The 23,300-nt window shown below is 53.8% G+C and carries 15 protein-coding genes and 28 tRNA genes; 37 read left to right on the top strand and 6 right to left on the bottom strand.

Going from position 1 to position 23,300, the window contains the following annotated elements; genetic code table 11:
• Window positions 1-245 precede the first annotated feature (245 nt).
• Together Pla144_RS20900 and Pla144_RS20895 are read left to right on the top strand one after the other, a co-directional pair.
• Window positions 246-1,751, top strand: a complete 1,506-nt coding sequence (locus Pla144_RS20900) for a hypothetical protein (RefSeq protein ID WP_146452644.1) — start codon at window positions 246-248, stop codon at window positions 1,749-1,751.
• A gap of 129 nt (window positions 1,752-1,880) precedes the next feature.
• Window positions 1,881-4,649: a protein kinase domain-containing protein gene (locus Pla144_RS20895; RefSeq protein WP_146452643.1), complete on the top strand. Its 2,769-nt coding sequence runs from the start codon at window positions 1,881-1,883 to the stop codon at window positions 4,647-4,649.
• A 109-nt stretch (window positions 4,650-4,758) separates the two neighbouring features.
• On the opposite strand, the gene Pla144_RS20890 is transcribed toward Pla144_RS20895, so the two are convergent.
• Window positions 4,759-5,196, bottom strand: coding sequence for a GNAT family N-acetyltransferase (locus Pla144_RS20890; protein ID WP_146452642.1), 438 nt, complete (start codon window positions 5,194-5,196; stop codon window positions 4,759-4,761).
• A gap of 1,592 nt (window positions 5,197-6,788) precedes the next feature.
• Here Pla144_RS20890 and Pla144_RS20885 point away from each other — a divergent pair.
• Together Pla144_RS20885 and recA are read left to right on the top strand one after the other, a co-directional pair.
• Window positions 6,789-7,445 (top strand): hypothetical protein, encoded by a 657-nt coding sequence (locus tag Pla144_RS20885; RefSeq protein WP_146452641.1) that lies wholly within the window; start codon window positions 6,789-6,791, stop codon window positions 7,443-7,445.
• Window positions 7,446-7,905: 460 nt separating this feature from the next.
• Entirely contained in the window at window positions 7,906-9,018 is a 1,113-nt protein-coding gene (gene recA, locus Pla144_RS20880) for a recombinase RecA (RefSeq protein WP_146452708.1), read from the top strand.
• 45 nt (window positions 9,019-9,063) lie between these two features.
• Here recA and Pla144_RS20875 read toward each other — a convergent pair whose 3' ends face one another.
• Window positions 9,064-9,759: a metallophosphoesterase gene (locus tag Pla144_RS20875; protein WP_146452640.1), complete on the bottom strand. Its 696-nt coding sequence runs from the start codon at window positions 9,757-9,759 to the stop codon at window positions 9,064-9,066.
• A gap of 270 nt (window positions 9,760-10,029) precedes the next feature.
• Between Pla144_RS20875 and thiC the strand changes: the two genes are divergently transcribed.
• Both thiC and Pla144_RS20865 read left to right on the top strand, forming a co-directional pair.
• Complete coding sequence (thiC, locus tag Pla144_RS20870; RefSeq protein WP_146452707.1) at window positions 10,030-11,361, top strand: phosphomethylpyrimidine synthase ThiC; 1,332 nt, start codon at window positions 10,030-10,032, stop codon at window positions 11,359-11,361.
• Between the two features lie 67 nt (window positions 11,362-11,428).
• Window positions 11,429-11,812, top strand: coding sequence for a heavy-metal-associated domain-containing protein (locus Pla144_RS20865; RefSeq protein WP_146452639.1), 384 nt, complete (start codon window positions 11,429-11,431; stop codon window positions 11,810-11,812).
• Here the strand turns inward: Pla144_RS20865 and Pla144_RS20860 are convergent.
• Window positions 11,809-13,233: an MFS transporter gene (locus Pla144_RS20860; RefSeq protein ID WP_146452638.1), complete on the bottom strand. Its 1,425-nt coding sequence runs from the start codon at window positions 13,231-13,233 to the stop codon at window positions 11,809-11,811. The two genes, Pla144_RS20865 and Pla144_RS20860, sit on opposite strands and share 4 nt — an antisense overlap.
• Before the next feature lie 111 nt (window positions 13,234-13,344).
• Here Pla144_RS20860 and Pla144_RS20855 point away from each other — a divergent pair, with 111 nt between their 5' ends.
• On the top strand, window positions 13,345-13,707 hold the full coding sequence (locus tag Pla144_RS20855) for a SpoIIAA family protein (protein WP_146452637.1): 363 nt from the start codon (window positions 13,345-13,347) through the stop codon (window positions 13,705-13,707).
• A 95-nt stretch (window positions 13,708-13,802) separates the two neighbouring features.
• Here the strand turns inward: Pla144_RS20855 and Pla144_RS20850 are convergent, their stop codons facing one another.
• Genes Pla144_RS20850 through thrC form a run of 3 tightly spaced genes read right to left on the bottom strand, consistent with a single transcriptional unit; the run spans window position 13,803 to window position 16,470 of the window.
• A complete protein-coding gene (locus Pla144_RS20850; RefSeq protein WP_146452636.1) occupies window positions 13,803-14,180 on the bottom strand; it encodes a hypothetical protein in 378 nt (125 codons plus the stop codon).
• Between the two features lie 48 nt (window positions 14,181-14,228).
• Complete coding sequence (gene dapB, locus Pla144_RS20845) at window positions 14,229-15,017, bottom strand: 4-hydroxy-tetrahydrodipicolinate reductase (protein ID WP_146452635.1); 789 nt, start codon at window positions 15,015-15,017, stop codon at window positions 14,229-14,231.
• Between the two features lie 49 nt (window positions 15,018-15,066).
• On the bottom strand, window positions 15,067-16,470 hold the full coding sequence (gene thrC, locus Pla144_RS20840) for a threonine synthase (protein WP_146452634.1): 1,404 nt from the start codon (window positions 16,468-16,470) through the stop codon (window positions 15,067-15,069).
• A gap of 522 nt (window positions 16,471-16,992) precedes the next feature.
• Here thrC and Pla144_RS20835 point away from each other — a divergent pair.
• From Pla144_RS20835 to Pla144_RS20725, 30 genes are all read left to right on the top strand, one after another.
• Window positions 16,993-17,364: a TraR/DksA family transcriptional regulator gene (locus tag Pla144_RS20835; protein WP_146452633.1), complete on the top strand. Its 372-nt coding sequence runs from the start codon at window positions 16,993-16,995 to the stop codon at window positions 17,362-17,364.
• Window positions 17,365-17,419: 55 nt separating this feature from the next.
• On the top strand, window positions 17,420-17,980 hold the full coding sequence (locus tag Pla144_RS20830) for a signal peptidase II (RefSeq protein ID WP_146452632.1): 561 nt from the start codon (window positions 17,420-17,422) through the stop codon (window positions 17,978-17,980).
• 2,292 nt (window positions 17,981-20,272) lie between these two features.
• Window positions 20,273-20,344 (top strand) — tRNA-Phe (locus Pla144_RS20825).
• A gap of 38 nt (window positions 20,345-20,382) precedes the next feature.
• Window positions 20,383-20,454 (top strand) — tRNA-Glu (locus tag Pla144_RS20820).
• Window positions 20,455-20,465: 11 nt separating this feature from the next.
• A tRNA-Pro gene (locus tag Pla144_RS20815) sits at window positions 20,466-20,538 on the top strand.
• Window positions 20,539-20,712: 174 nt separating this feature from the next.
• Window positions 20,713-20,784 (top strand) — tRNA-Lys (locus tag Pla144_RS20810).
• Between the two features lie 4 nt (window positions 20,785-20,788).
• A tRNA-Ile gene (locus tag Pla144_RS20805) sits at window positions 20,789-20,861 on the top strand.
• 17 nt (window positions 20,862-20,878) lie between these two features.
• A tRNA-Lys gene (locus Pla144_RS20800) sits at window positions 20,879-20,951 on the top strand.
• Window positions 20,952-20,965: 14 nt separating this feature from the next.
• Window positions 20,966-21,037 (top strand) — tRNA-Thr (locus Pla144_RS20795).
• Window positions 21,038-21,079: 42 nt separating this feature from the next.
• Window positions 21,080-21,150 (top strand) — tRNA-Gly (locus Pla144_RS20790).
• A gap of 5 nt (window positions 21,151-21,155) precedes the next feature.
• Window positions 21,156-21,245 (top strand) — tRNA-OTHER (locus Pla144_RS24830).
• 8 nt (window positions 21,246-21,253) lie between these two features.
• Window positions 21,254-21,328, top strand: a tRNA-Asn gene (locus Pla144_RS24825).
• A 6-nt stretch (window positions 21,329-21,334) separates the two neighbouring features.
• Window positions 21,335-21,406: transfer RNA gene (locus Pla144_RS20785), tRNA-Glu, on the top strand.
• A 20-nt stretch (window positions 21,407-21,426) separates the two neighbouring features.
• A tRNA-Gln gene (locus Pla144_RS20780) sits at window positions 21,427-21,501 on the top strand.
• Between the two features lie 16 nt (window positions 21,502-21,517).
• A tRNA-Gln gene (locus Pla144_RS20775) sits at window positions 21,518-21,588 on the top strand.
• A gap of 5 nt (window positions 21,589-21,593) precedes the next feature.
• Window positions 21,594-21,678, top strand: a tRNA-Ser gene (locus Pla144_RS24820).
• A 6-nt stretch (window positions 21,679-21,684) separates the two neighbouring features.
• Window positions 21,685-21,757: transfer RNA gene (locus Pla144_RS20770), tRNA-Val, on the top strand.
• A 16-nt stretch (window positions 21,758-21,773) separates the two neighbouring features.
• Window positions 21,774-21,847, top strand: a tRNA-Leu gene (locus tag Pla144_RS20765).
• Between the two features lie 16 nt (window positions 21,848-21,863).
• Window positions 21,864-21,938: transfer RNA gene (locus Pla144_RS20760), tRNA-Asp, on the top strand.
• A gap of 8 nt (window positions 21,939-21,946) precedes the next feature.
• Window positions 21,947-22,024 (top strand) — tRNA-Leu (locus Pla144_RS20755).
• 271 nt (window positions 22,025-22,295) lie between these two features.
• Window positions 22,296-22,371 (top strand) — tRNA-Leu (locus Pla144_RS20750).
• Between the two features lie 4 nt (window positions 22,372-22,375).
• Window positions 22,376-22,448, top strand: a tRNA-Val gene (locus Pla144_RS20745).
• A gap of 104 nt (window positions 22,449-22,552) precedes the next feature.
• Window positions 22,553-22,623 (top strand) — tRNA-Ala (locus Pla144_RS20740).
• Window positions 22,624-22,628: 5 nt separating this feature from the next.
• Window positions 22,629-22,699: transfer RNA gene (locus tag Pla144_RS20735), tRNA-Ala, on the top strand.
• A gap of 11 nt (window positions 22,700-22,710) precedes the next feature.
• Window positions 22,711-22,799 (top strand) — tRNA-Ser (locus tag Pla144_RS24815).
• A 22-nt stretch (window positions 22,800-22,821) separates the two neighbouring features.
• Window positions 22,822-22,893, top strand: a tRNA-Arg gene (locus tag Pla144_RS20730).
• Between the two features lie 11 nt (window positions 22,894-22,904).
• Window positions 22,905-22,989: transfer RNA gene (locus tag Pla144_RS24810), tRNA-Ser, on the top strand.
• 2 nt (window positions 22,990-22,991) lie between these two features.
• Window positions 22,992-23,067: transfer RNA gene (locus tag Pla144_RS24805), tRNA-His, on the top strand.
• A gap of 6 nt (window positions 23,068-23,073) precedes the next feature.
• Window positions 23,074-23,143, top strand: a tRNA-Trp gene (locus tag Pla144_RS24800).
• Window positions 23,144-23,147: 4 nt separating this feature from the next.
• A tRNA-Thr gene (locus Pla144_RS20725) sits at window positions 23,148-23,222 on the top strand.
• The last annotated feature ends 78 nt before the right edge of the window (window positions 23,223-23,300 follow it).

Here is a 23,300-nt window from a genome sequence, read left to right as displayed (position 1 = left end):
GGTTTGTAACGGATGTCGGGTGGGCTCGTTTTCATTGCGTTCGGCATAACCGATACTACCGGCACCGCTAGCATGGAATCTTTGCGCCACGCGTTGTAATCCTCTCAATCAGCGTGTCTGGTCCCCCGATGCATGAGAATGTGGCGGCCAACCTCTGGCGTGCTTTGAAGATGGCTCCACACTCCCCATGGATGGGGAGTAATCCGCAGAGGGTATTTCGCGTGAGTCCAGGGAGGGCTTTGACGATGTTCGATTGCAGACGATTGCGCACATGCTGCGCTGATTGGGTGACAGTAATAGTTCTATTCTCACTCCCGCTCGACTCCGTCTGGGCGGCGGATCAGCAGATCGACTCGCTGCTTGGCGACCCGGCCAGTTATTGGTCACCCGCAATCGTCGACTCATCGACCGAAGAACTCCACGAGTTGCCCCTCATCGAAGATAGCAATCTGGAACTAGCGCAGATGCTCGCCCCCCAGCGGCGTCCTGGCATGCAATTGGCCCAGAGACAACAATCATCTAGCGATTCCTCCCGTGATTCCGGGCTCTCCAGCGTACCCTTCATGATTGGTGACACGGGGGCTGGTGCCTGCTTGTCGTATGGTTCTTTCCTGGATGTCGATCTAGGTCATCCTACGATGGCTTGCAGCAGACTCAATATTTCCGAAGCCAATACCCCATTGCCCACCGATCGAGTCTACTTCAGCTACCGTCATTTTGAGAACGCGACACCGACGCGCGTCTTCGATTTTTCTGAAGATTTTAACATCGACCGCTTCACGCTTGCCGGCGAAAAAACCTTCTTCGATCGCATGATGTCGATGGAAATCAGGATGCCTCTCGATTATCGCTTGAACTCTCAGATAGGCTCCTACGCTGTAAATCCCTTCGATCAAACCGTCGGTTTTGCTCCTGGATTTGATCCGCTCTTTGGATTCAACAGCGATCGTCGAGTAGAGTTGGGCAACATCTCCATGATCTTCAAAGCCTTGCTTTGCGAACGTGAGAACTATGCCATCTCGGCCGGGCTTGGCGTGACCTTGCCCACGGCTCGGGACGTCACCTACGACGCGACCATCGATGAATACATCACCTTTACGGACCCAGATCTTTTGGCCAGATACGCCATTCAGATTTCGTCTATTGCCTCCAATGAGACTGTCTATCTTTCACCCTACCTGGCGTGGGTCGTCCAACCAACCGAACGGTTCTTCCACCAAGGGTTTATGCAAGTGGAAGTAGCTGCCAACAGTTCATTCTTCACGGTTGGCGGTGGAGGACTGGCGACTTACGATACCAATGGAAGTGGCACCGTAAGCAACAACTTTCCCGAAGCAGGGGATACTCAATACGGATTCATCACTCCCTTCCCCATTGGAGTGGGGAAAATCATCCCTCAAACCCTTATGCGACTTAACCTGGGATGGGGCTATGTGCTGGCCGAGGATCCCAATGCAGATTTTATTCAAAGACTTTCGGGATTGTTCGAGGTACATTACACAACCACTCTCAACGATGCCAGCTTGGGAGAGGTCCCCTTGGTCACGGTCTCTGGCTCCTCCATTACAGGCTTTGATACCATCACAGTCGGCAACCGCAACAATCGCGTTGATATCGTCAATCTTGTAGGAGGCGTGTCAGCCAACGTAGGCAACTGGGTAATAACCAACGGTATCACTGCACCTGTTACCACGGGTACCAACCGCGGCTTCGACTTTGAGTACAATCTCCAGCTGCAACGGATCTTCTAGGAATAAGCTAGCCGCAACTCAACGAGTTGCCGGGCCCAAGTAGCGGATCGGCCTTTGCAACATCACTAGTGGCTTCGTACACTACAGTTCGTACTGAAAAATGTCACTAGTCCGCCGTAAGTCGCAGCCATGGCAACTGCTTCCGCCGATCGAAACTTGCTCTTTGGGGTGCTGGCGGTGCAGCTTGATTTTGTCTCTCGCGATGATCTTATCGCTGCCACAAGCCGCTGGATACTCGACAAGGAAACGCCCCTGAGCGAGGTCTTTGTCGAGCAAGGGATGCTCAGTCGTGAAGAGAGCCAGCTCATCGATGGAGTCGTTCGCAAACATCTCGAGCGCAACGGTGATGATCCCCGGCAGAGTCTTAAATCGCTCGAAGCTTTCGAAGCGGTGCGTGCCACGCTCAAAGGTATCGATGATACCGACGTAAAAGGAACCGTCGAGTTCGACACATTGGCAACTCCTAGCACAGATCAATACACAACCCTGGCTCCGGTTACGAGTGAGATCGCCGACTCGAAACAACGATTCACCTTCCTAAGAGTTCATCAGAAAGGGGGGCTAGGTTGTGTATCTATTGCACTAGACGAAGAACTCCACCGCGAGATTGCCCTCAAAGAGATTCTCCCGGCCCACGCAGACCACGAGGAGAATCGTAATCGCTTCATCCGCGAGGCGGAAATCACGGGAGCACTCGAGCATCCAGGTGTCGTCCCCGTCTACAGCCTGGGCCATTTTGCCGATGGTCGACCCTTCTATGCGATGCGGTTCATTCACGGTCTGAACCTGCAAGATGCAGTCACTGATTTCTACAAGGACACCTCTCCTCCCGCCGAGAAGCAGTTGCAATTTCGCCAGTTGGTGGCCAAGATCATCCACGTTTGCCACGCCCTTGACTATGCCCATAGCCGGGGCGTCATCCACCGCGACATCAAACCAAGCAACATTATGTTGGGGGACTACGGCGAAACGTTGGTCGTCGACTGGGGCCTTGCCAAGACGCTCACCGATCCAACCCAGACTGACGAATCCATTGTCCCGAAAGTGCAAACCACCCAGCGAGCCAGTTCCACCAGCACCCAGATTGGCCGCGTCGTTGGTACCCCCTCGTTCATGAGTCCCGAGCAGGCGGCGGGGCGACTCGATGCGCTTGATGCCACCAGCGATATCTACAGCCTAGGGTCTACCCTTTATCACGTTTTGACTGGTTCCCCTCCCTTCAAGGGGAACGAAGAAGAAGTCCTGGGCAACGTCCAGATGAGTCGCTTTCCCAAGCCTCGCGAGATAAATCCTCAGGTTCCTCGCGCTCTCGAGGCAATCTGCCTCAAAGCCATGGCTCGCCTGCCACAAGATCGCTACCAGTCGGCCCGCGGGATGTCCGATGACTTGGAACGTTTCATGGCCGACGAGCGAGTCCTTGCCTACCGTGAGCCCTTGCCGGCCCGTGCTTGGCGCTGGATCCGCAATCACAAAGCCCTTGTCCTTAGCTCGGCTGCTGCCCTCACCGTGGCCGTCACTGCCCTCACCATCGGAGTCGTTCTTCTCAGCGCCGCGAACGTTCGCGAAAGGACGGCCCGGGAACAGGCGCAAAGCAACTTTGTCGAGGCAACCCAACAACGTGAACTCGCTCAGCGTAACTTTGACCTGGCCCGTAGCGCTGTCCGAGGTTTTCTGACTGACGTGAGCGAAAACACGCTAATCCAACAGCCTGGCATGCAAAACCTCCGCCAGGAGCTCTTGCGTCGGGCACTCGTCTATTACCAGGACTTCCTCGAACAACGGCAAGACGATCCTTCCTTGCAAGGAGAGGTGGCCGAGGCTAACTATCTGGTCGGCACGATTGTGCAGTTAGTCGACTCCCCCAAAGATGCCCTACCTCATTTTGAGCGTGCGGTTGAATTGCAAGAGCAACTACTGGAGTCGTCTCCCGACAATTCAGAGGTACAACGCAGTTACGGTCAAACGCTCAACGCGATGGGCGGGGCACTCTTGCGGCTGGGGCGCATTGAAGAATCTCGCGACTATTTCCAGCAATCCGCCGACGTCCGCGAAGAACTCGCCAAGAACGCCCCCGAGGATGTCGAGGCGGCTCGCATGTTTGCCAGTAGCGTCATGAACATTGGCAATACCTATCGCGCCGTGGGCGAATGGGACAAGGCACTTCCACTCTTTGAACGTGCGCAAATGATTCGCATGGCCAAGGTCGACAAGATCGACACGACCGATCCCAAGTTGCAGCGAGACCTCGGCATGGGTTATTACAATCTGGCCGTAGTACGCAGGATTTCGGGAGACGATGTCGTCGCAGAAACCAATTTCCTTGCCGCAATCGATCTGTTTTCTAAGCTCCATGCGAGTGAACCCCACGAAATGAGCCATCAACGAAACTTGGCACTCTGCCTGCGAGGGGAAGCCGATCTCAAAGTCAACCGAGAGGAGCCAGAAGCAGCGATTGAATACTACCAACAAGCGATTGAGCTCTTGGAAGAATTGAAGTTGCGAAACCCGGAGGTCCACAGCTACGCCTTTGAGTTAGCAGGGGTATACATCAATCTGGCGAGTCAATGGCAGACGCAAGAAAACAATACTGTTTGCATCAAGTCTGCCCAGCGAGGAGTGAATTTGCTCGAAGAGTTGGCAGCCCTGGCCGACTCGATGCCAACCTACCGTCGCGACCTGGGCATTGCCCACCGTCTACTGGGTGAACTGCAAGATGCCAACGGCGATACCGACTCCGCCGAGCAGGAACTCCTCGCCTCGAAAGCAGTCTTCTCGAAACTACTTTCCGAAAACCCCGCTAACGAAAATTACGCACAAGAACTCGGCCTAACCATGGACCGCTTAACAGCCCTCGAGCTAAGCCGCGTCCCGCAGGGAAACGAGGATTCTCCCCCTTAGCCGCGACGCCTCCAGTTAGCCGCGACGCGGCGGCCGAGTCCTGCTCGACCAGAGCGGAGCGCGCCATCTTCCAAGTCCCAATTGCCCCGTTGATCGAACTCCACTGAATTCACAACCCCTTCCGCATTTTCCAATGCCGAATCGTTACCTCGACAAACGGTTCCCCCACCTGCTGGTAATCCAGCTTTTCATAAAATACCTTGGCAGAGTCACGAGCGTTAAGCGTTATGATCGTAAAGCCTTCCTCGCGGGCGACGGCTTCTGCAAACTCGATGAGCCCACGACCGATTCCCTGCCTTTGCAAGTGGGGTACGACCACGACTTGCCTCATTCTGACGTCTTCTTCGTCCTGCGGAACCAACACCAGGCAGCCGACAACCCGGCCGTCCTCCAAACAGACCAAATGATAGAAATCGCGCTCAAGCACCAAATCTTCGTCAGAAAACCGGAGTCCCAATGGCTTGCGGAGAACTTCGTCTCGCAGCACAAGACTCTGCTCGTATTCAGCCGATCCATGTTCGATTAATAAGAACTTCCGTTGCGTCATCAGCTTCCCCGAGCCCCGTTACCCGCGCCGCATAGTTCGTTCAGCCGCGATGTGCCCGGCCGATCCTAATAAAAACTGGTGCTCGCCAGAGCGGAGCGTGCCAAACGATTTCCCTATTCTTCGCGCCCCAATCCGGCGATCTCAGTGACGAAGAAGCATTTCCAATTTTGGCTAATGGCTTACCTCATGGTAGCCCGTGGCAACGCCACAGGAATAGGTCTTTTCAGCCACGCAGTGGCGACAGTCAATAGCCAGGGTGCGTAAGCCCCTGGAAAGAAAGAAATAAGAATGAACAGCCCTGAAGCGGGCGACAGCTTCTCTTCTCTCCCGAGTTACCAAACCATAATTTGACCGACCGGTCACTTTGCATTGTCGTTCTTCCCAGACTTGTATAGTTCATGGCGTCGCTGTTCGAAATGTACGCGGATCGCCCCACCAACAAGTAGCAAGAAAGCGATTGCAACAAAAAAGAACGCAAGACCAAATTAGGATGTTAATCCGGTTAACGGGCATTGAGTATCCAACCGACGCTTTTTTTAGTCATTTGATTGGTGCAGAGTCAATCGTGCCATTTAGCGTTCAGCAATGTATAATTGAAGAATAAAGAAGTCAGAACTATCTATCCGGCCCTATCTCCTTCTTCGGTCTCCCGCGCTCTGTGTGACTCTCGCAAGATCCAATCTCGTCGCCAACCGTTTTACACAAATTTCGTTTCCGTATGGAAGCATCGGGCTGTTGGGTCGACGGATTTGATTGGGCAGCGAACCACCTGCAAGTAGGATGGGTGGTTCTGCTGGCGGGGGGACGTTGCACATTCCAATAGACTCTCCGCCAGCAGGATCACCCATCTGCCTTGGCAGGAAGCCGAAAGATGGGTGCGAGCACCCATCCTACCAAACGAATGCGTGATCACCACAACAAAGTTTCCCTAAGTCGCTGTGCATAGTTGTGCTGTAGGCGGAGACGGGAGACCCGCGCACAGCACTGAATCTCCGATTTTTCACTCGCTTTTGGACCACTGAGTTTGATAGGGTGCGTGACTGTCTAGATCCAGCATCAAAGCGGGCAGCCCAGGAGAATTGCAATGTCGAATAATTGGCCAATTAAAAATGGCCACAGAGATCCCAGCGCGGCACCTAGCCGCAACCGAAATATTTTTCTCGCAGAGACGCGGAGACACAGAGATAAACGATTTTATTCACTGCTGTCTCTGCGTCTCTGCGAGAGACTATCTTCTTTCCAGATGACGAGTTGGGATATTGTGAAATGTATTGTGTGTAAAATGTTTGTCAGGATTCAAATATTCCAAACGTTAGTAGCACAGAGATCTCAGAGCACAGAACGCAAGGAATTCTCAGTGCTCTCGGTGTTCTCTGTGGCACCAATGTTTCAAAGTTTACTCAAACTATATGGAACAGGAGATAACTGAGAGAACGGAGGAAATAGAAGACCGGCGTAGATTTGCGTTCTTCTCACTCAATTTCTCTTCTTCTCTGTTAGCTCTGCTGCCTCCTGTTCCACGATTTCTGGTTGCGGCCACGGTCGCGTTGGGACCGTCATTTCCTTTCAGCACCCTTTTTCACACTCACAACATGTCTACTTCCAGAAAACCAGAAAACATCACCAAAAACCCACCAGGGCGCCCTCGCGCACTGGCTGATCCGTTCCGCCGGCGCGAAGTCTGCTCGCTGATTGGGGTCGGCGCGGGATACGATGAGGCGGCGCGGCATGTTGGCTGCACTGTGGCCACCATTCGTAATGAGGCGGGCCGCGATCCGGTGTTTGCCGAGCAGTTGGCCGCCGCGGAAACGGCTGCCGGGTTGTCGCCGCTGCGGGCCCTCCGCACAGCCGCCAACTCCAATTGGCGGGCCGCTGCTTGGCTGCTCGAAAGAACCTGCCCCGAACGTTTTGCCCAACGCAAGCCGGACTCCCTCCCACCGAGCGAGGTCCGCACACTCCTCGACGAGGTCGCCAGCATTATGGCCGACGAATGCACCGACGAGGCCCAACTCCAGCGGATGTGCTCTCGGCTCGACGAGTTGCAGAAAGTGCGTTTTGGCCAATACCGCTCAGCCCTGCAAGGGGACCCCGCTCCAAAACCTGCCGAAGAGCGTTTTTACGACAAGTTGCGGCGCGACATCGAGGAGATCACCGGCGGTTTCGACACGGATGTCGCGGCTGCCATCAAAGCAATCGAGGCCAGCGATCACCGCCGCGAAACTGAGCGGAGGAATAATATTTGTTTATAAAACCCCCCTGGGTCGCCACCTGCTGGAATGACGTAAGCCTTGGATCGCTAACAAGTTGGAGCGATTCTGGCAGGCGAAATGAGAGGGGGTTTTTTAATAAAAAAAAGTTCCGTCAAAAACTAAACAACTCACCACGGGAATGGGTGCCCCCATCTGTCACTCCGTTCGCCGCGAGCCCACGGCGTTTAGCCGCAATCCGCAGGGGAGCGCGTTTCCCCCGCTCCGACTCCCCGTCCCAACCGAAAATGCCATAAAACCCGCCAAAAAAACACCTCTTGAACCGACTAGTGAACACCGATATACTATTCGTGCGTACAGTAGTTATCGTGCCGCCCGGCGGCTTGCATTTCCGCCTTTTCTGATGGATAAAGGGACCCCAGTTATGGTGACAGCAGTAGCCAGCAAGAATTCAGCACCGAAAATCAACACTTCGAAAAACAACACCGCTTCGAGAACCACGATGGCCAAGAAAGAGAAGTCGAAATCCACCAAAAAAACCGCCCCCTCCGCGGTTACTAAGATATTTTCTAATAGCCCCGAACTCCGCAACACAGTTGAAGCCATCGAAAAGCAGTTCGGCGAAGGGTCGATTATGCCTTTGGGGGCCGACCATATTTGCCGCATTGAGGGGATTTCGACTGGCAGCCTGTCGGCAGACATCGCGCTCGGAGGCCAGGGGATCCCACGGGGACGCATTATCGAAGTTTACGGTCCCGAGTCGAGCGGCAAGACCACCCTGGCGCTGCATGTAATCGCTGAGGCTCAAAAGGCGGGTGGGATCGCCGCTTTTATCGATGCCGAACACGCTCTCGATCCGAGTTGGGCCAAGAAGCTGGGAGTCGACCTCGAAACACTGCTGGTAAGCCAACCAGGGCACGGCGAAGAGGCCATGCACATCACCGAGATGCTCATCAAGAGTAACGCTGTAGATGTGATTGTCGTCGACTCTGTGGCGGCCCTCGTGCCAAAGAAGGAACTCGATGGAGAGATTGGCGACTCACACGTCGGCTTGCAGGCACGGCTGATGAGCCAATCGATGCGGAAACTAACCGGTGCGATTGCCAAGAGCAAGACATCGGTGATCTTCATCAACCAAATCCGCGAAAAGATCGGTGTTATGTTCGGCAGCCCCGAGACCACGCCAGGTGGCCGCGCACTCAAGTTCTATTCCTCGTGCCGTATCGATGTGCGTCGCATCGGCCAGCTCAAAGATGGAGAAGAAGTCGTAGGCCAACGAGTACGGTTCAAAGTGGTCAAGAACAAGGTGGCCCCTCCGTTCCGTACTGCCGAGTTTGACATGATGCACAAGGATGGCATCAGCTACGAAGGAGATATCCTTGATTTCGGCGTCGAGCAAAAAATCCTCTCGCGTACCGGTGCCTGGTTCCGCTACGGCGAGATGCAACTCGGCCAAGGCAAGGAAAAGGCACGTGTCTTCCTCAAAGAGAATCCCGAGATCACTGAAGAGGTTAAGCAAAAGATCCTCGCCGCCGGTGGATTCGATGACCTGCTCACCAGCAAAACAGGCACAGCAGCGGAAACCGACGAATCCCCGGAAGAGGATTTCGAATAACAATCACCGAGTGGCAACGCTCAGGCATTGCAATGCCTGGGCGTTTCAACGCCATGCTGCCTGTGGTGGCGGCAATAGCCCTTCGCGGACGTCACCACGCTTGTTCGTTTGCCAGATTTTTCCGGTTTCCGGTTCAAGTGCCGTGAGCCAGCCACCACCGTGGCAATAAGTATCAATACAAACTAAATACCCAAGGTTGAGTATCTCACCCTGCTTGTTGGAAGTATGTCCCAGGACTGCCGTCTTGCCCGAGACATGCATCAACGGGAGTAGGTCGCGCAGTGATTCCCACCGCAGCCACTGCCACGGTTGCTCGGCGAGCTTTACGTTTGCCAGATAATTTCCATGGGCAAAGAAGTGGGACGGCGTCTCGTGGTAGTCAGGCCAAGTTCGCAGATAATCAACATGCTCCTGGGGCAAAACCGAGAGCCCCGCACCTTTGCCATACGAGTCGAGCGTTTCGGCACCGCCGAATGAAAGCCAATCCTGCAGAGCTATCTTGCTATCCACCGCATCGAGCAACATCTGTTCATGGTTGCCAAGAATGGGAAGCAGCTCGCATTCGTCACGCAACTGCATCAATCGCTCGATCACCGCGCAACTCCCTGGTCCGCGATCCACAATGTCACCCAGCACAACGAACCGGTCTTCAGGCCCCAGCTCAATCGCTGCGAGCAGGGTATCCAATGCGGTGTAGCAACCATGAATATCGCCAATGGCGATCGTTCGAGTTAGAGACATATCTTCTACTAGTGGCAGTGATGTAAAACGAAGGAATCGACAAATACGCAAGTGACCCGTTGGTGGCTAGCCTATCCGAAATCATATGAAACTAACAACATCCGCTTCTGTGGGAGAGTGGATTGCTAGATTGACATTCCCCGGTCGAGTAGTAGGATAAACCTTGCCAATGAGCCCGGCATTTTCAGGGCTGCCCATGCACGGTCGCCGGCTAGCATTGCGACGGACCGACAATTCATATGGAGGTATTTCTTCCCGATGCCAGAACCGATCACCCAATTGGAACATGCCCGCGCCGGGACAATCACCCCTGAAATGAACTATGTTGCCGAGCGCGAGCAACTTGAGCCTTCAGTAGTCTGCGAAGAAGTCGCCGCTGGTAGGATGGTCATCCCGGCCAATCGCGCACATCTCGCCGGTCGGCTCGAACCGATGGCCATTGGCATTGCTGCCAGTTGCAAGGTGAATGCGAACATCGGGAATTCGGCAGTTACCAGTGACGAGGAAGGTGAGCTGGAGAAACTGCACACGGCGGTCCACTATGGTGCCGATACCGTGATGGACCTCTCCACCGGCAAAAATATCGATGCGATTCGCCTTTCGATCATCGGTGCGTCGCCCGTCCCCATTGGCACGGTGCCAATCTACCAGATGCTCGAAGAACTCGGTGGCGAGATCGAAGAGATGCGGCCTCAGCATTTTCTCGACATGGTCGAGCACCAGGCCAAGCAGGGGGTCGACTATATGACGATCCACTGCGGCGTGATGCTTGAGCACTTGCATCTAACGATGAATCGCGTGACGGGAATCGTCAGCCGCGGTGGTTCGCTGATCGCCAAATGGATGATGGCCCACCGCAAACAGAATCCGTTGTACGAATCGTTCGACGATTTGTGCGACATCATGCGCCAGTACGATGTGACCTGGAGTCTCGGCGATGGCCTACGACCCGGTTCGCTCGCTGATGCCAGTGACGAAGCCCAGTTTGCCGAACTCGATGTGCTCGGTGAATTGACTAAGCGCGGCTGGGAGCGCGGCACGCAAGTAATGGTCGAAGGACCCGGTCACATTCCTATGGACCAGATCCAGATGAACGTCGAACGGCAGATCGAGATATGCCAGGGGGCACCATTTTATGTTTTGGGTCCGCTCGTCACCGATTTTGCGCCTGGCTACGATCACATTACTAGTTGCATCGGAGCTTCCTTGGCAGGTTGGGCCGGTGCAGCGATGCTCTGCTACGTCACTCCGAAGGAACATTTGGGTCTTCCCGAGCGCGAAGACGTCAAACAAGGTTTGATCGCCTACAAGATTGCTGCCCACGCAGCCGACATCGCCCGTCACCGTCCTGGAGCCCGCGACCGTGATGACGCCCTCTCGCGAGCCCGTTTTGCCTTCGACTGGGAAGAACAATTCCGCCTCTCACTCGACCCCGAAACGGCCCAGGCCTATCACGACCAGACATTGCCGCAGGACACTTTCAAGAGTGCCCACTTCTGCAGCATGTGCGGGCCAAAGTATTGCTCGATGAAGATCACCGAGGACATCCGCGAAATGGCGGCCAAAGGGGAGCTGGAGTTGCCTGTGGTGGCGAAGTCCTGAAAATCCAACGATTTTGAAACGTGAGAGTTAGCGAGTGGTGTAAGCATCCTTGGTAGGGAGAATAATTATGAGATTCACATTTTGCGTTGCGATAATTCTAGGAGCAGTCGTCGGTTGCCAGAAAGCAGCCGATACCGCGGCGGATAGTACTGTCGCGGCGAGCCCCGCCGTATTCAACGCCGCCGGAGCTCCTATCGTACAGTTTAAAGTCCCCGACATGATGTGTGAGGAATCTTGCGCCAAAGCGGTGCATGATACGCTCGCCGCTCAGCCTGGGGCAGTGGATGTAAAGGTTGACTTCCCCAATCGCTTGGCGACCGTTGCTATTGATGAGCAGAAGTTTGACAGCGAAGCCGCATTGGCTGCTCTCTTGGACAAGCAGTTTGCCGAGGCGACATTAGTGGGAACAGAGCACAGCGATGCGAAAACCGACACCGACAAAAGTCTTTAGCTGTTGCCGGTATTTGCAGCAGTCGCCTGAAGTTCGTGGCCGAGTTCATCGTTCTTTGGGTGATAGAATAGCACGATCGGAAGTATCATCACGGCAATGAACAAGAACATGATGCTTCGTGGCCAATCTTGAGCCTCGATAACGGATTTGAGTCCCCAATATAGCAGTTGCGATAATAGCACTCCGATCCAATTCGCCTGATTCATGACCGCGATCATACGGCCCTTCTTGTCATCGGGGGGACGCGATTGCAAAAACACCTGTAATGGCACGGCAAAGAATCCGGTAAAGCCACCCAAAAAAAGAAGCGTCCCCAAACTTCCCCAAAATCCAAGCCATTGCTTCCCATCGCCTATGCCGGGAAAGTGGGTCAGCTGTCCATCGCCATCGAGGAGGGCATTGAGGTTTCCATCGGCTGGGATGGCCATTAAGAGCAAGGTCACCAGCATGCCGATGCTGCCGATGCGGATCAGCGTGAAATTGACTTTCCCGCGCGAGACAAGTCCACCGATTGCGCAGCCTAACGCAATCCCGATCCCGATGACTCCTGCCAAAATGCTCGTGTAATCATCACCTAGGGCCAGGGAAGTTGTGCCTAGGATGTTGACAGCTGGCGGCACCATGCCCGCCAAGAGCCAAAAAATGCTTGAGACTAACAATGCGATAAGCAACGGGCGGTCTTGGGCCAACAGCGTCCGCATGTCGGGCGGCACAAGGAATGACGAAGGTTCGCACTTTAACTGAGGATTTGCGGGAGGCACTTTGCGGACAAACAGCGAAGTGATGGTCCCGAGTGCCGCGATCGAGATACACACCGCGGAGCCCACCCACAATTGGTCACGAAATTCCGTGAGGAGAAAACCTGCTACCACCGTGCCAAAGATGATGGCGAGAAAGGTTGTCATCAAGATAAAACCATTAGCACGTGGGAGGTCTTCATTGCGGAGCATTTCCGGTAAGATGCCATACTTCGCAGGACCGAAAAAAGCGCTTTGAGAACCCATCAGAAACAAACCGATGTACAACAGGATTAGACTCTTGTCCTGATTCGTGTAGTAGACAAACCCAATACCGCCCAAGATCATCACTGCGATCTCAGCCACTTTACAGAGAACGACGATGCCTCGCTTGCCGTACTTGTCGGAGAGATAGCCGGCAATGCCCGTGAAGGCCAAGAAGGGGATCGTGAACACCAAGCCAGCGATCCACTGGTTGTCTTGCGTTTTATCTCCACTATCGGCCCCGGCCACGACGGTGATCGACAGTAGCAAGATCAATTGTTTGAACAGATTGTCGTTGAACGCCCCGAAGAATTGGGTGATTGTCATCCCCCAGAAACTGCGGTCCCCATAAAGTGACGGGAGAGTTGATGTATCGAGATGTTCAGTAATGGCTTCGGAAGTGACTTCGGCGCTGGACATGAGTCAGATTATGCGTGGATTGGTGACAAGCTACAAGATGAATTGCTATGATAGGTCCAGTCCACAGCGGACTTGTCAGCGACTCTTGCCAGTTACAAGGAGCAATAACTCATGGTAAGTGCAGAACTACTTAAACAAGACGGCATCTTAGTCATCCGACCTGAATCTCCCTTAGCCGAAGACGATTTCAAGTCCATTGCATCTATTGTCGATCCATTCATCGACTCACACGGCAAACTCAACGGAATTCTGATCCAAGCCGAGAGCTTCCCCGGCTGGCAAAATTTTTCTTCGTTTGTCTCCCACATTAAATTCATCCACGAGCACCACAAAAAAGTAGCCAAGATTGCCGCCGTCTCAGATAGCAAGTTCCTGGAAATCGCACCCAGCATTGCCAGCCATTTCGTCAAAGCCGAAGTGAAGCACTTTTCGGCTGGTGATTATGATGCGGCGATCGATTGGCTCAAGGCTTAGGTAACGAACTAACTCACGTTAGACGCAACGCACTTGATGTCTTCATTTGGAGTACCAAAATGCCATAGGAGAGCTCGTGGATCCTGACACTATTCTCAGTCAATCCCCGGCGACACTGACTTGATCTTCGCCAGCACCTCCGGCAATGGATACTCAATAATCGGCAGATTGCCGCCTGCGACTTCTTTGAGTCGGTGCCAGCCGCGAGTGAAGAGGGTTTCCTGCTGGCGGACAAATTCGCGGTCGAGATTACGTTTGTCAAACGGTCCTTCTCGGAACACCGGCTCGAAATCATCGGCGACGATGTACTGGGCCAATTCGGGGTTGCAGCGGATGTGGCGCTCGGGGGTCGTGTGCAGCACTTCGGGATCGAGCATGCCGACGATGTACCGCAGGTACAAATCGCTCTCGATCAAATCGGCAACATCGTTGCCGCACACATCACAGAGATAACCTTCGTCGCATTTAGCCATGGCAGGGGAAGGGACAGGATACGGGGAAGAGGAGAAGGACACAAAACACTAAAGGCCAAGCACATCATTCATGCTATAAAGGCCTGCGGGCTTATCGATGATCCAATCGGCGGCGAGCAGGGCGCCCTGAGCGTAGCAATCACGGTTGGAGGCGGCGACCTTCAGTTCGATTGTCTCACCTAACATACCGAACACGATGGTATGTTCGCCAGGATTGTCGCCCGAGCGAAGCGCATGGTAGCCGATCTCGTTGCGCGGTCGCTCGCCGGGCCTGCCATGTCGGCCGTGGATGTGTGACGATTGGCCCATCGCCTCGGCGACGATGTTACCAAATCTGAGGGCAGTGCCGCTGGGAGCGTCTTCCTTGAAGCGGTGATGCCGCTCAATGATTTCGACATCTACGCCTGTTGGCAGTTCGCGCAGTGATATGGCGGCGATCTCGGTGAGTTTCATCAAAAGATTCACCGCAGGACTCATACTCGGTGCCCAAACTATGGGAAGCGTACGCGCGGACTCACGGATAAACTCGTCTTGGGGGACATCAAACCCGGTCGTGGCGATCACAAGCGGTTTCTTGAATTCCAGGCAATGGGTCAGCACAGCTATGGCTGCATCAGGAACCGAGAAATCGATCACCACATCGGCGTCGGACTCGCCAACTACCGCAAGAGGTACTCCAAGATTACCCACGCCAGCGAGCAACCCGGCATCCTGGCCCAGGGCAGGGTGGGTTGCCGATTCCAACGCGGCGACGACTTGATACCGGCTGTCAGCGCTGGCCACCGCCACGACTCGTTGTCCCATGCGACCCGCTGCGCCGTGTACTGCAATTTTCATGGCACTACCCTCCCGGAAACGAACACACGAAACTATGATTCGGACGGAACTAGCTATTCAATTGTATCGCCCGGACAATCTCTTCAAGATCGTTGGCCACCGCTACTGCCCGATTAGCGAATTCCGCTCGTTGGACTCCTCGGCTCCCCAATATCCGGTTGAACTCATCTTGATCAGTTGTGTGGTAGGCCACGGTGGCGGTGGGATCTTTAAGTTGATGACCGGTGAGTATGCAGACGACACGTTCCGACGGAGCAATGACCCCCTCCGAGCAAAGTAATTTCGCACCCGCCACGCTGGCAGCACTAGCCGGTTCGCAGCCCAGTCCGTGGGCGCCGACCTGAGCCTTTGCGTCGAGTATCTGCTGGTCGGTCACCTCCCAAACCACGCCGTCACAAACGTCGAGTGCCCGCAGGCATTTTTGATAGTTCACCGGGCGATTGATTTCAATGGCACTGGCAATTGTCGACGCCCGAGAGTGATTCTTATCCAACTCCTCGTAGTAGTCAGTCGTGGCCGCTCGGTCGATATCCCCGCCGTTCCAGCGCTGGCCATTTACTTCGAACAACTGGTAGAGCGTATCGGCACCCGCCGCATTGATGATCGCTAGCCGAGGAACGCGGTCGATGAGGCCCAACTCTTTGAGTTCCATGAAGGCCTTCCCAAACGCGGAGCTATTGCCCAGGTTGCCCCCCGGCACGACTATCCAGTCAGGCACTTCCCAGTCGAGGCTTTCGAGCACCCGGTACATGATGGTTTTCTGCCCTTCGAGCCGGAAGGGATTCACGCTGTTTACCAGGTAGATGCCAAGCTGCTCGCTCACTTGGCGAACCCGGTGCATGGCGTCGTCGAAATCACCAGAGATTTGCAGCGTTAGTGCCCCGTAGTCAAGTGCTTGGGAGAGCTTGCCGTAGGAGATTTTACCTGAGCCGATGAAGATCACCGCTTGCATCAGCTTGCTTACACCGCAATAGAGCGCAAGCGAAGCGCTGGTATTGCCAGTTGAAGCGCATGCGGCCCGCTTAGCGCCGATGGTATGTGCGTGGGTAAACGCCGCGGTCATGCCATTGTCTTTGAAACTACCCGAAGGATTCATCCCTTCGTACTGTAGGAATAACTGCCCGGCGTTGAGGCCAATGTACTGGGCAACACCATCCGAGGGTGCCAGCAGCGTTTGTCCCTCGCCGATGGTGACAATCTTCTCTGGGGGAGCAAATGGAAGCAGGTCGTGAAAACGCCAGACACCGCTCTTGCAAAGGGGCTCGTTGCGGCGGGACCATTTCTTCTCAAACTCTTTGAGGGAACTGGGAACGGGCAAGCGATCCCAATCGTAAGCGACATCCAACAGACCATCGCATTCACCACACGCGGTGCGCGCTTCGCCAATGTCGTAGGTCGCTCCACAACTGGGAGACAAACATCGTTGAAACGCCTGATCGGTCGAGATAGCCACACAAACTCCGCAATTACTCTGCGCACAGCAGTACGGTTAGGCCGGAACAAGCCGTGCGCGCTCCGTTAAAACACACTGGCGGAGATGAAAGTTATAAATCAGGCCGCTAAGCACAAACAACTAAACGACTTATCCCAGTCTAGTGCGGACAGGAAACTCCTGCAACTCAGGGCAGGGCGTCTGCCGAGGGCCTAAAAGGTAGTCCCTTTGGGGCACCCGTAAATTCCAGGCGACGAACAGAAGATCACGGTATGGCAAGGGGGATTCTTGTGAGCTTGTAGCCGGTCTTGGGTCAATGGAATAGCAGGGAAATCCAGAGAATCCGATAGTTCTCGGCGGACTAGTAGCCAGCGGTTTCTTCAGAGCGTTAGGATGCTCCCAAGGTGTTGTGACCAAAGAAGTTACGCGGCTTTCTTTGTAAGAGAAAACGTTTGACGCAGGCAATATGGCTCGGTAAAATAACGGGTCTGGCCTCCATCGCATGACGTTCGCTGGGGGTGATCACTTTTTCGGAGAACATTGATGAACTTGGCTGATATGAAGGTTTACAAGGAGCGGTTACTTATGCTCCGTTCCAGGTTGCGAAATGACGTGACATCGATGGCTGACGAGGCATTGGGTAACGAAAACCATGAGCCTTCGAGCATGCCGATTCACATGGCTGAACTTGGTAGCGACAACTTCGAGCAAGAATTTACGCTAAGTTTGCTGGCGACCGAAGAAGACACCCTGGGTTTGATTGATAAAGCATTGGTTCGGATCGAGAACAAGTCGTATGGCACGTGCGAGGAGTGTAGCGGAGTGATCCCCAAGACACGCCTCAATGCGATTCCTCACACCCCATACTGCGTCAAGTGTGCATCGTCCCGTGACTCGAAGGGCTTGGCTGGTTAATAACGCTGGGGTTGGCTGGGAGCTGATACACCCCTGATCGAGGCATAACGGGAGTATGGAACATTCCTCAAGTCTCTGGCCCCATCGGGTGCTGTGGTTTCTCTTGCTCGCAACGGTTGGCTGCTTTGCTGATCTCTGGAGCAAGCATCTCGTTTTTTCCAGCGATGAACTTTTCCACGGCAGCGAGTGGTGGCTGATTGAAGGTCACGTCGGCATTCAAAAAAGCCTCAACGAAGGGGCCTTGTTTGGCATAGGGCAGGGCAAGGTCTGGATTTTTGGTTTCTTCTCGGTCCTGGCGGCCATCGCGATTCCCGTCTGGCTGTTCCACTATCGCGCTGCAGAGGATTTCTGGCTCACGACCGCCTTGGGCGCGATCATGGGAGGAGTGCTCGGCAACTTCTACGACCGGGCAGGATTCTCGGGACTCACTTGGGACATGTTCGATCCCCGGAGGCATGGCGAAACCGTCTACGCCGTCCGAGATTGGATCCTCTTTCAGGTGAGCGACCAATGGGTCTGGCCCAATTTCAACATTGCCGACGCTCTGCTTGTCTGTGGTGCAATCGGTCTAGTGCTGAGATCGTTTTACCTTGCCCCGGATGAACCTAAGGCCTAGGGGGGATAGACAAAAAAAGTCGGGGAGACTGGGATTCGGGGGCTTGGGATTGGGGCATGAAGATCAGGTTGCGGAAAGTAGTTCGGCGCGCCGGGAATGTAAGTGACCGGAGAATTGCAACGCATATAGATCCTCTCGGCCTGACTTTTGTTCGGAAGGTATGGAAGATTGATTAGGAAGGTACGTAGGGAACTGAGAGGGGATTTAATGGCCACGAAAAACACAAGAATTCAAAAAAAGTAGAATATCCGGTGCTTGGGTGGTTCAGCTCTTTTTCGAGACTTTTCGTGATACTATTGATTCAATTACTCGCCGCTTACGCAAATCTATTTCAGCAGGATTAAAGAGGGGAAATTAGACGCGGACAAACGCAGAATCAGCAGAGTTTCGCTGATCCGAAACAAGACAATCAATTCTAATCCGCGCAACATCCGCCCAATCAGCGTTTATCCGCGTTCTATTTCTTCCTTAAACATCTGAACCGGTGCGAACTTCTCAGTTCGTAAGACAATGGGAAAACTTGTGCCTTGCGATGAGCTTCATTATAAGGAATCAGGGCGCAGTGTTTAGAGACTATTTTTGGGCCACCAGGGAAGTAGGCGCGAGGCGCTAGTCAGGAAGACACCTCTCAGCGCCGAGGGGAAAAAGACATAAATCATTCCGCAAACTGCATTCTGGCTAGCCTCTGTCCTCAAATATCTAGCCTCTATTTTGCTGGGGGAAGATTTTTGCCATCGCGGAGGCGCAGAGGGTAGGATGGGTGGTTCTGCTGTCTGAGGGATACTCAACGCTTCGCAAATAAGTCGGCCAGCAGGTTCACCCATCTGCATCGGCTTACGCATCGAAAGATGGGTGCATGCACGCCATCCTACAAAAGACCGTAGCGACGATTGGCTTTCTGCGAACGTGAGTGAATGGACGGATGGAGCCACCACTGCCCCCTGTTTGAGGGGTTCTTTTTTGACGAAACGTTTTTTTATTAAAAAACTCCCTCCCTTTTCGTCGGTCAGAATCGCTTCAACTCGTTAGCGGGTCGAGGCTTGCGTAAAATACATCGTTGTCAAATCAGGGGAGTTTTGTAACACAATATTATTCGCCCGCTCAGCCTCGCCTACCCTCTGAGCCCCCCGACGGACGTCACTTTGAGACAAACGGCAGTCCAAGTGAAAAACGGCTCAAGATAAATTTCGGCATCTTGGGTACCTCGCGTAGGTTGGTTGAAACAGGGGGAAGCAAAGGCCCCAGTGCGGCCAAAAACCAAACTCCTATTGAACATGAGGTTGCAGAGAAAACGGAGGGAATGAATAAGATAGTAGAGGAACACTAATCTACGCCAATCAGCACTAATCCAATTAGCGAAGATTAGCGATTCTATCTTCATTTCTTTCATTCTCTCTGTTCACTCAGTTGCCTCCTGTTCCTACGTTGCTGATTCCCAAGCCAGGCAAACAATTCTTGTGTTGCGCAGAAATATTTTCAATGAATGGGCCTAGTGGTTGGCTCTTGCATTATCTGTAATCGGCTGGCCGATTACTACAAGATTCTTTGGGCCAAAAGTAGTTTCGAATTACGAGTTACGAGGTGCTAGTCTGAATGGGGATCAGGGGTCTGGTGGAAGGGGAGAAGATCTTCACCGCCGAGTCGCAGGGATGTAGAGGGGAGCAAAGTGATGAATAGTGAGGGGATGAGTTTTGAAAGGATGAAGATGCGGACTACGAAGACACAACGGCTCTAGAAATGCTCCCCGTTATGTCATTGGGCCGCAGTGGTTAGTTCACAGATTAAAGGACGAGTCTGGACGGGAGTTGAGTGATGAGTGATAAGTTGCAACAGTGCACACTGGACCGATTAGCTCTCTATGCGGGCAAATACTATTGTTCACTTGAATTTCCTCGACTTTCCCAGGATCCTCAGCCGCCCACATTGTGAGGAAAGTCACAAACATTATTACGTATTTCAGAATTTTGCACGAACCAAATGCCGATTTGACACTCTAATAGAGAGACTAACGAAACATTACTCCAATAATGGGGTATATTTTAGATAGAGGTAACCAAAATGAATCATTTAAGACCAAGTTTCATAGCCCGATCTCTGGCTGCATATTTGCCGGCTGATAAATCATTTGCCCAACCGGTGAATGAACAGCTCATATATGCGCTTGCCAGCGGTAATGGGAGATTATGACACTTGGCCTACTCTTTGATGAGCCACAAGGCCCGGTGTCATAGCGACACCGGGCTTTTTTTGTTGGCTCCTCTCGATCAAAGAGGCGGTCCCCAAAACAACTTTGGGCTGGTAGCTGAGATGGTATAGCGGCGGTTTGAAGCACCGCATACGAGGATTCGAGCGCCTCCCAGCCCACTTTGCGCTACCGGTGCGCTATAAAAGAATTACAACATGCCCCGTTGGTCTATTGGCAAGGATAGCAGGCTTTCAATCTGCTGATGAGGGTTCGATTCCCTCACGGGGTACTGATAAATATCGGGCGGAGGTGCAGATGGAAGCACGCCTGCTTTGGGAGCAGGAGGGTTTCGGTTCAACTCCGAATCGCCCGACTTAGATGGTAGTCGAGGGCTGGTTGCCCCCAGAGTTTATTGATACTGGCGGCTGATAACCGAGTTGCGCTGAGTTCAATTCCCAGGGCTACCACTTTCAACGTTCTACGAATCGAAAGGAGAAACAAGATGTCAACTGTCCTGCGATGTAAACAAATACGCCCAACCAACTCTCGGGTTGTGGTGTAACGGAACCATCCCTGACTTTTAATCAGGTGGGTGTGGGTTCGAATCCCTCCGGCCCGACTACTGGCGTGTAGCTCAGTGGTGAGAGCGGCGACCTTATAAGTCGCAGGCCGAAGGTTCAATTCCTTCCACGCCAATTACAAGAAGAAAACTTGGGACTGAGGTGTTAGCGGCAGCATCCCCGGCTCTTAACCGGCGGGGTGAGGGTTCGAGTCCCTCTGGTCCCACTGGTTAAAACAAAGCACTGGTCGTCTAGTGGCGAAGATTCCGCTCTCGTACAGCGGCGACGTCGGTTCGAGTCCGACCCGGTGCTCTGTTGATCTTTGATCTTTGACAATTTGGTTAGCAATAGCTTGCGTCCATGATGTAGTGGCAGCCTTCCTGCTTGCCATGCAGGATGTGTCGGTTCGATTCCGGCTGGGCGCATTTTTCAGGACGTGGGATAGCTTGGTCCAGCTTTTCAAAAATACTGGGCCTGCTTTGGAAGCAGGAGATCGCTGGTTCGAATCCAGCCGTCCTGACTAGTTGATGCGGTGGGTCCTGTGTTGGTACGGGAGGGCGACTGTTAATCACTTAGACGCAGGTTCGATTCCTGCCTCCGCAGCTATGCGTGCCCTTGGCCGAGAGGTAAAGGTTCCAGCCTTTCAAGCTGGCGAGGTGGGTTCGACCCCCACAGGGTACTTTTGTAATGCGAGTAAGCATTCCGGGGTCGTCGCTGCTGGTAGTGATGCCTGCCTTTGAAGCAGGAGTCCGTAGGTTCGATTCCTACCCCCGGAACTAGTGCGAAAACTTATGCGGGGTCGTTCAACGGTAGGACGGGGCGCTCTGAACGCTCTGATGTTAGTTCGAGTCCAACTCCCGCAGCTTACGGAAGTCATCCGGCCGGATGAGGAGACTGTCTTGAAAACAGTTGGTCGTTCGCGCGACTTGGGGGTTCGAGTCCCTCGACTTCCGCTACCTGGTCCTGTGGTCTAGCGGCTAAGGCAGCTTCCTTACAAGAAGACAATCGGTGGTTCGAGTTCACCCAGGACTACTCCATAAATAAGAATGGCCCGGTAGGCAATTGGCAGACCACCTTGGCTTAGAACCATGGATGCTGTGGGTTCGAGTCCCACCTGGGCTACTGCAAGAACGACTTTGTCCTCGTGGAGCAGCTTGGAGTGCTCGCCACCCTGTCAAGGTGGAGGTCGTGGGTTCAAATCCCATCGAGGACGCTCACTACGGCGCGGTACGCAAACTGGCAAAGCGACGAAGCTCAAACCTTCGTGACTGTTTGTGGGTTCGACTCCCACCCGTGCTACTTAATTGGGTTGTGCTCCTCGCGGCTGACTGTAAATCAGCTGTCCGAAAACAAGCGGGGTGGGCGACGAGAGGTTCAATTCCTTCACGACCCACTCGAAACAAAATGCCCCGTTAGACTGGCGCCAGGATGCGAGACCCTCAATCTCGTGGTGCGAGTTCGATTCCCGTAAAGGCTGCTTAGTAAACTAGCGCGGGTGAGCCAGTGCTCAACCGGGCCTCATAAGCCTGGATCGTCGGGTGCGACCCCCGAACCCGCTACTTGCATAAATGGCTGGGTACGCAAACTGGCAAAGCGATCAGGTCGAGAGCCTGATGATTTTGTGGGTTCGACTCCCACCCTAGTCACTACGATCCCGTGGTCAAACGGCTACGACGCCTGGATGACACCCAGGAGAGAGATGGTTCGACTCCATCCGGGATCACTTCGATATTAGGTGATGGTCTGTAAGTGTTGTGGCCGCACACGTCTGTGGTAAGGACGAGGACCGGGTTCAATTCCCGGACGGACCTTTTGAAGAAAACTAACGGGGCGTTGGTCCAACGGGAAGACGCTTGGCTTGCACCCAGGTAATCGGGGTTCGATTCCCCGACGCTCCACATTAGGGCTCATGGTCAAACGGGAAGATACCAGCTCGGCAGGCTGGAAATCTGGGTTCGATTCCCAGTGGGTCCACTAGCACTTTTGGAAGGTAGCCGGATACGGCTCGCCGGGCCGGTTTGCTAAACCGTGCGACTCCACAAGGGTCATGTGGGTTCAAATCCCATGCCTTCCGCTGGATGTTGTTTGAAGCATGAGGCTCGATGGTGAAACGGACATCATGTCTCGCTTCTAACGAGAGGTTCCAGGTTCGAATCCTGGTCGAGCTACTAATGAAAACGGAAGGGCTACCCGATTGGTGACGGGACCCGGTTGGAAGCCGGTTGAGCTATAACGCCTTGAGGGTTCGACTCCCTCTCCTTCCGCTGTGGCCGGGTCCGGTGCTGGTTTCCGGAGGCAGACTGTGAATCTGTTTGGCGGCGGTTCAATTCCGCTCGGTCACCCTTTATACGAGTGTGCTCCTGGGAGAGCAGTCAGCCTCCAAAACTGACGGACAGGGTTCGAATCCTTGCACTCGTGCTTTGCCGACGTGGCCGAATAGTTAGGAACCGGTTTTGTAAACCGGTTGATGCTGGTGCGAATCCAGTCGTCGGCCCCATATCTCGATGGCCAGTGTTTAGTGAAGACGGGGCGGATCGCACTGGACTCTCCTAAAGTCCAAGTCCTGGTTCGATTC

It is taken from the genome of Bythopirellula polymerisocia, from assembly GCF_007860015.1.
Classification (GTDB): domain Bacteria; phylum Planctomycetota; class Planctomycetia; order Pirellulales; family Lacipirellulaceae; genus Bythopirellula; species Bythopirellula polymerisocia.
Note: the sequence above shows the minus strand (reverse complement) of the source record. Positions and strands in the feature narration are given on the sequence as shown.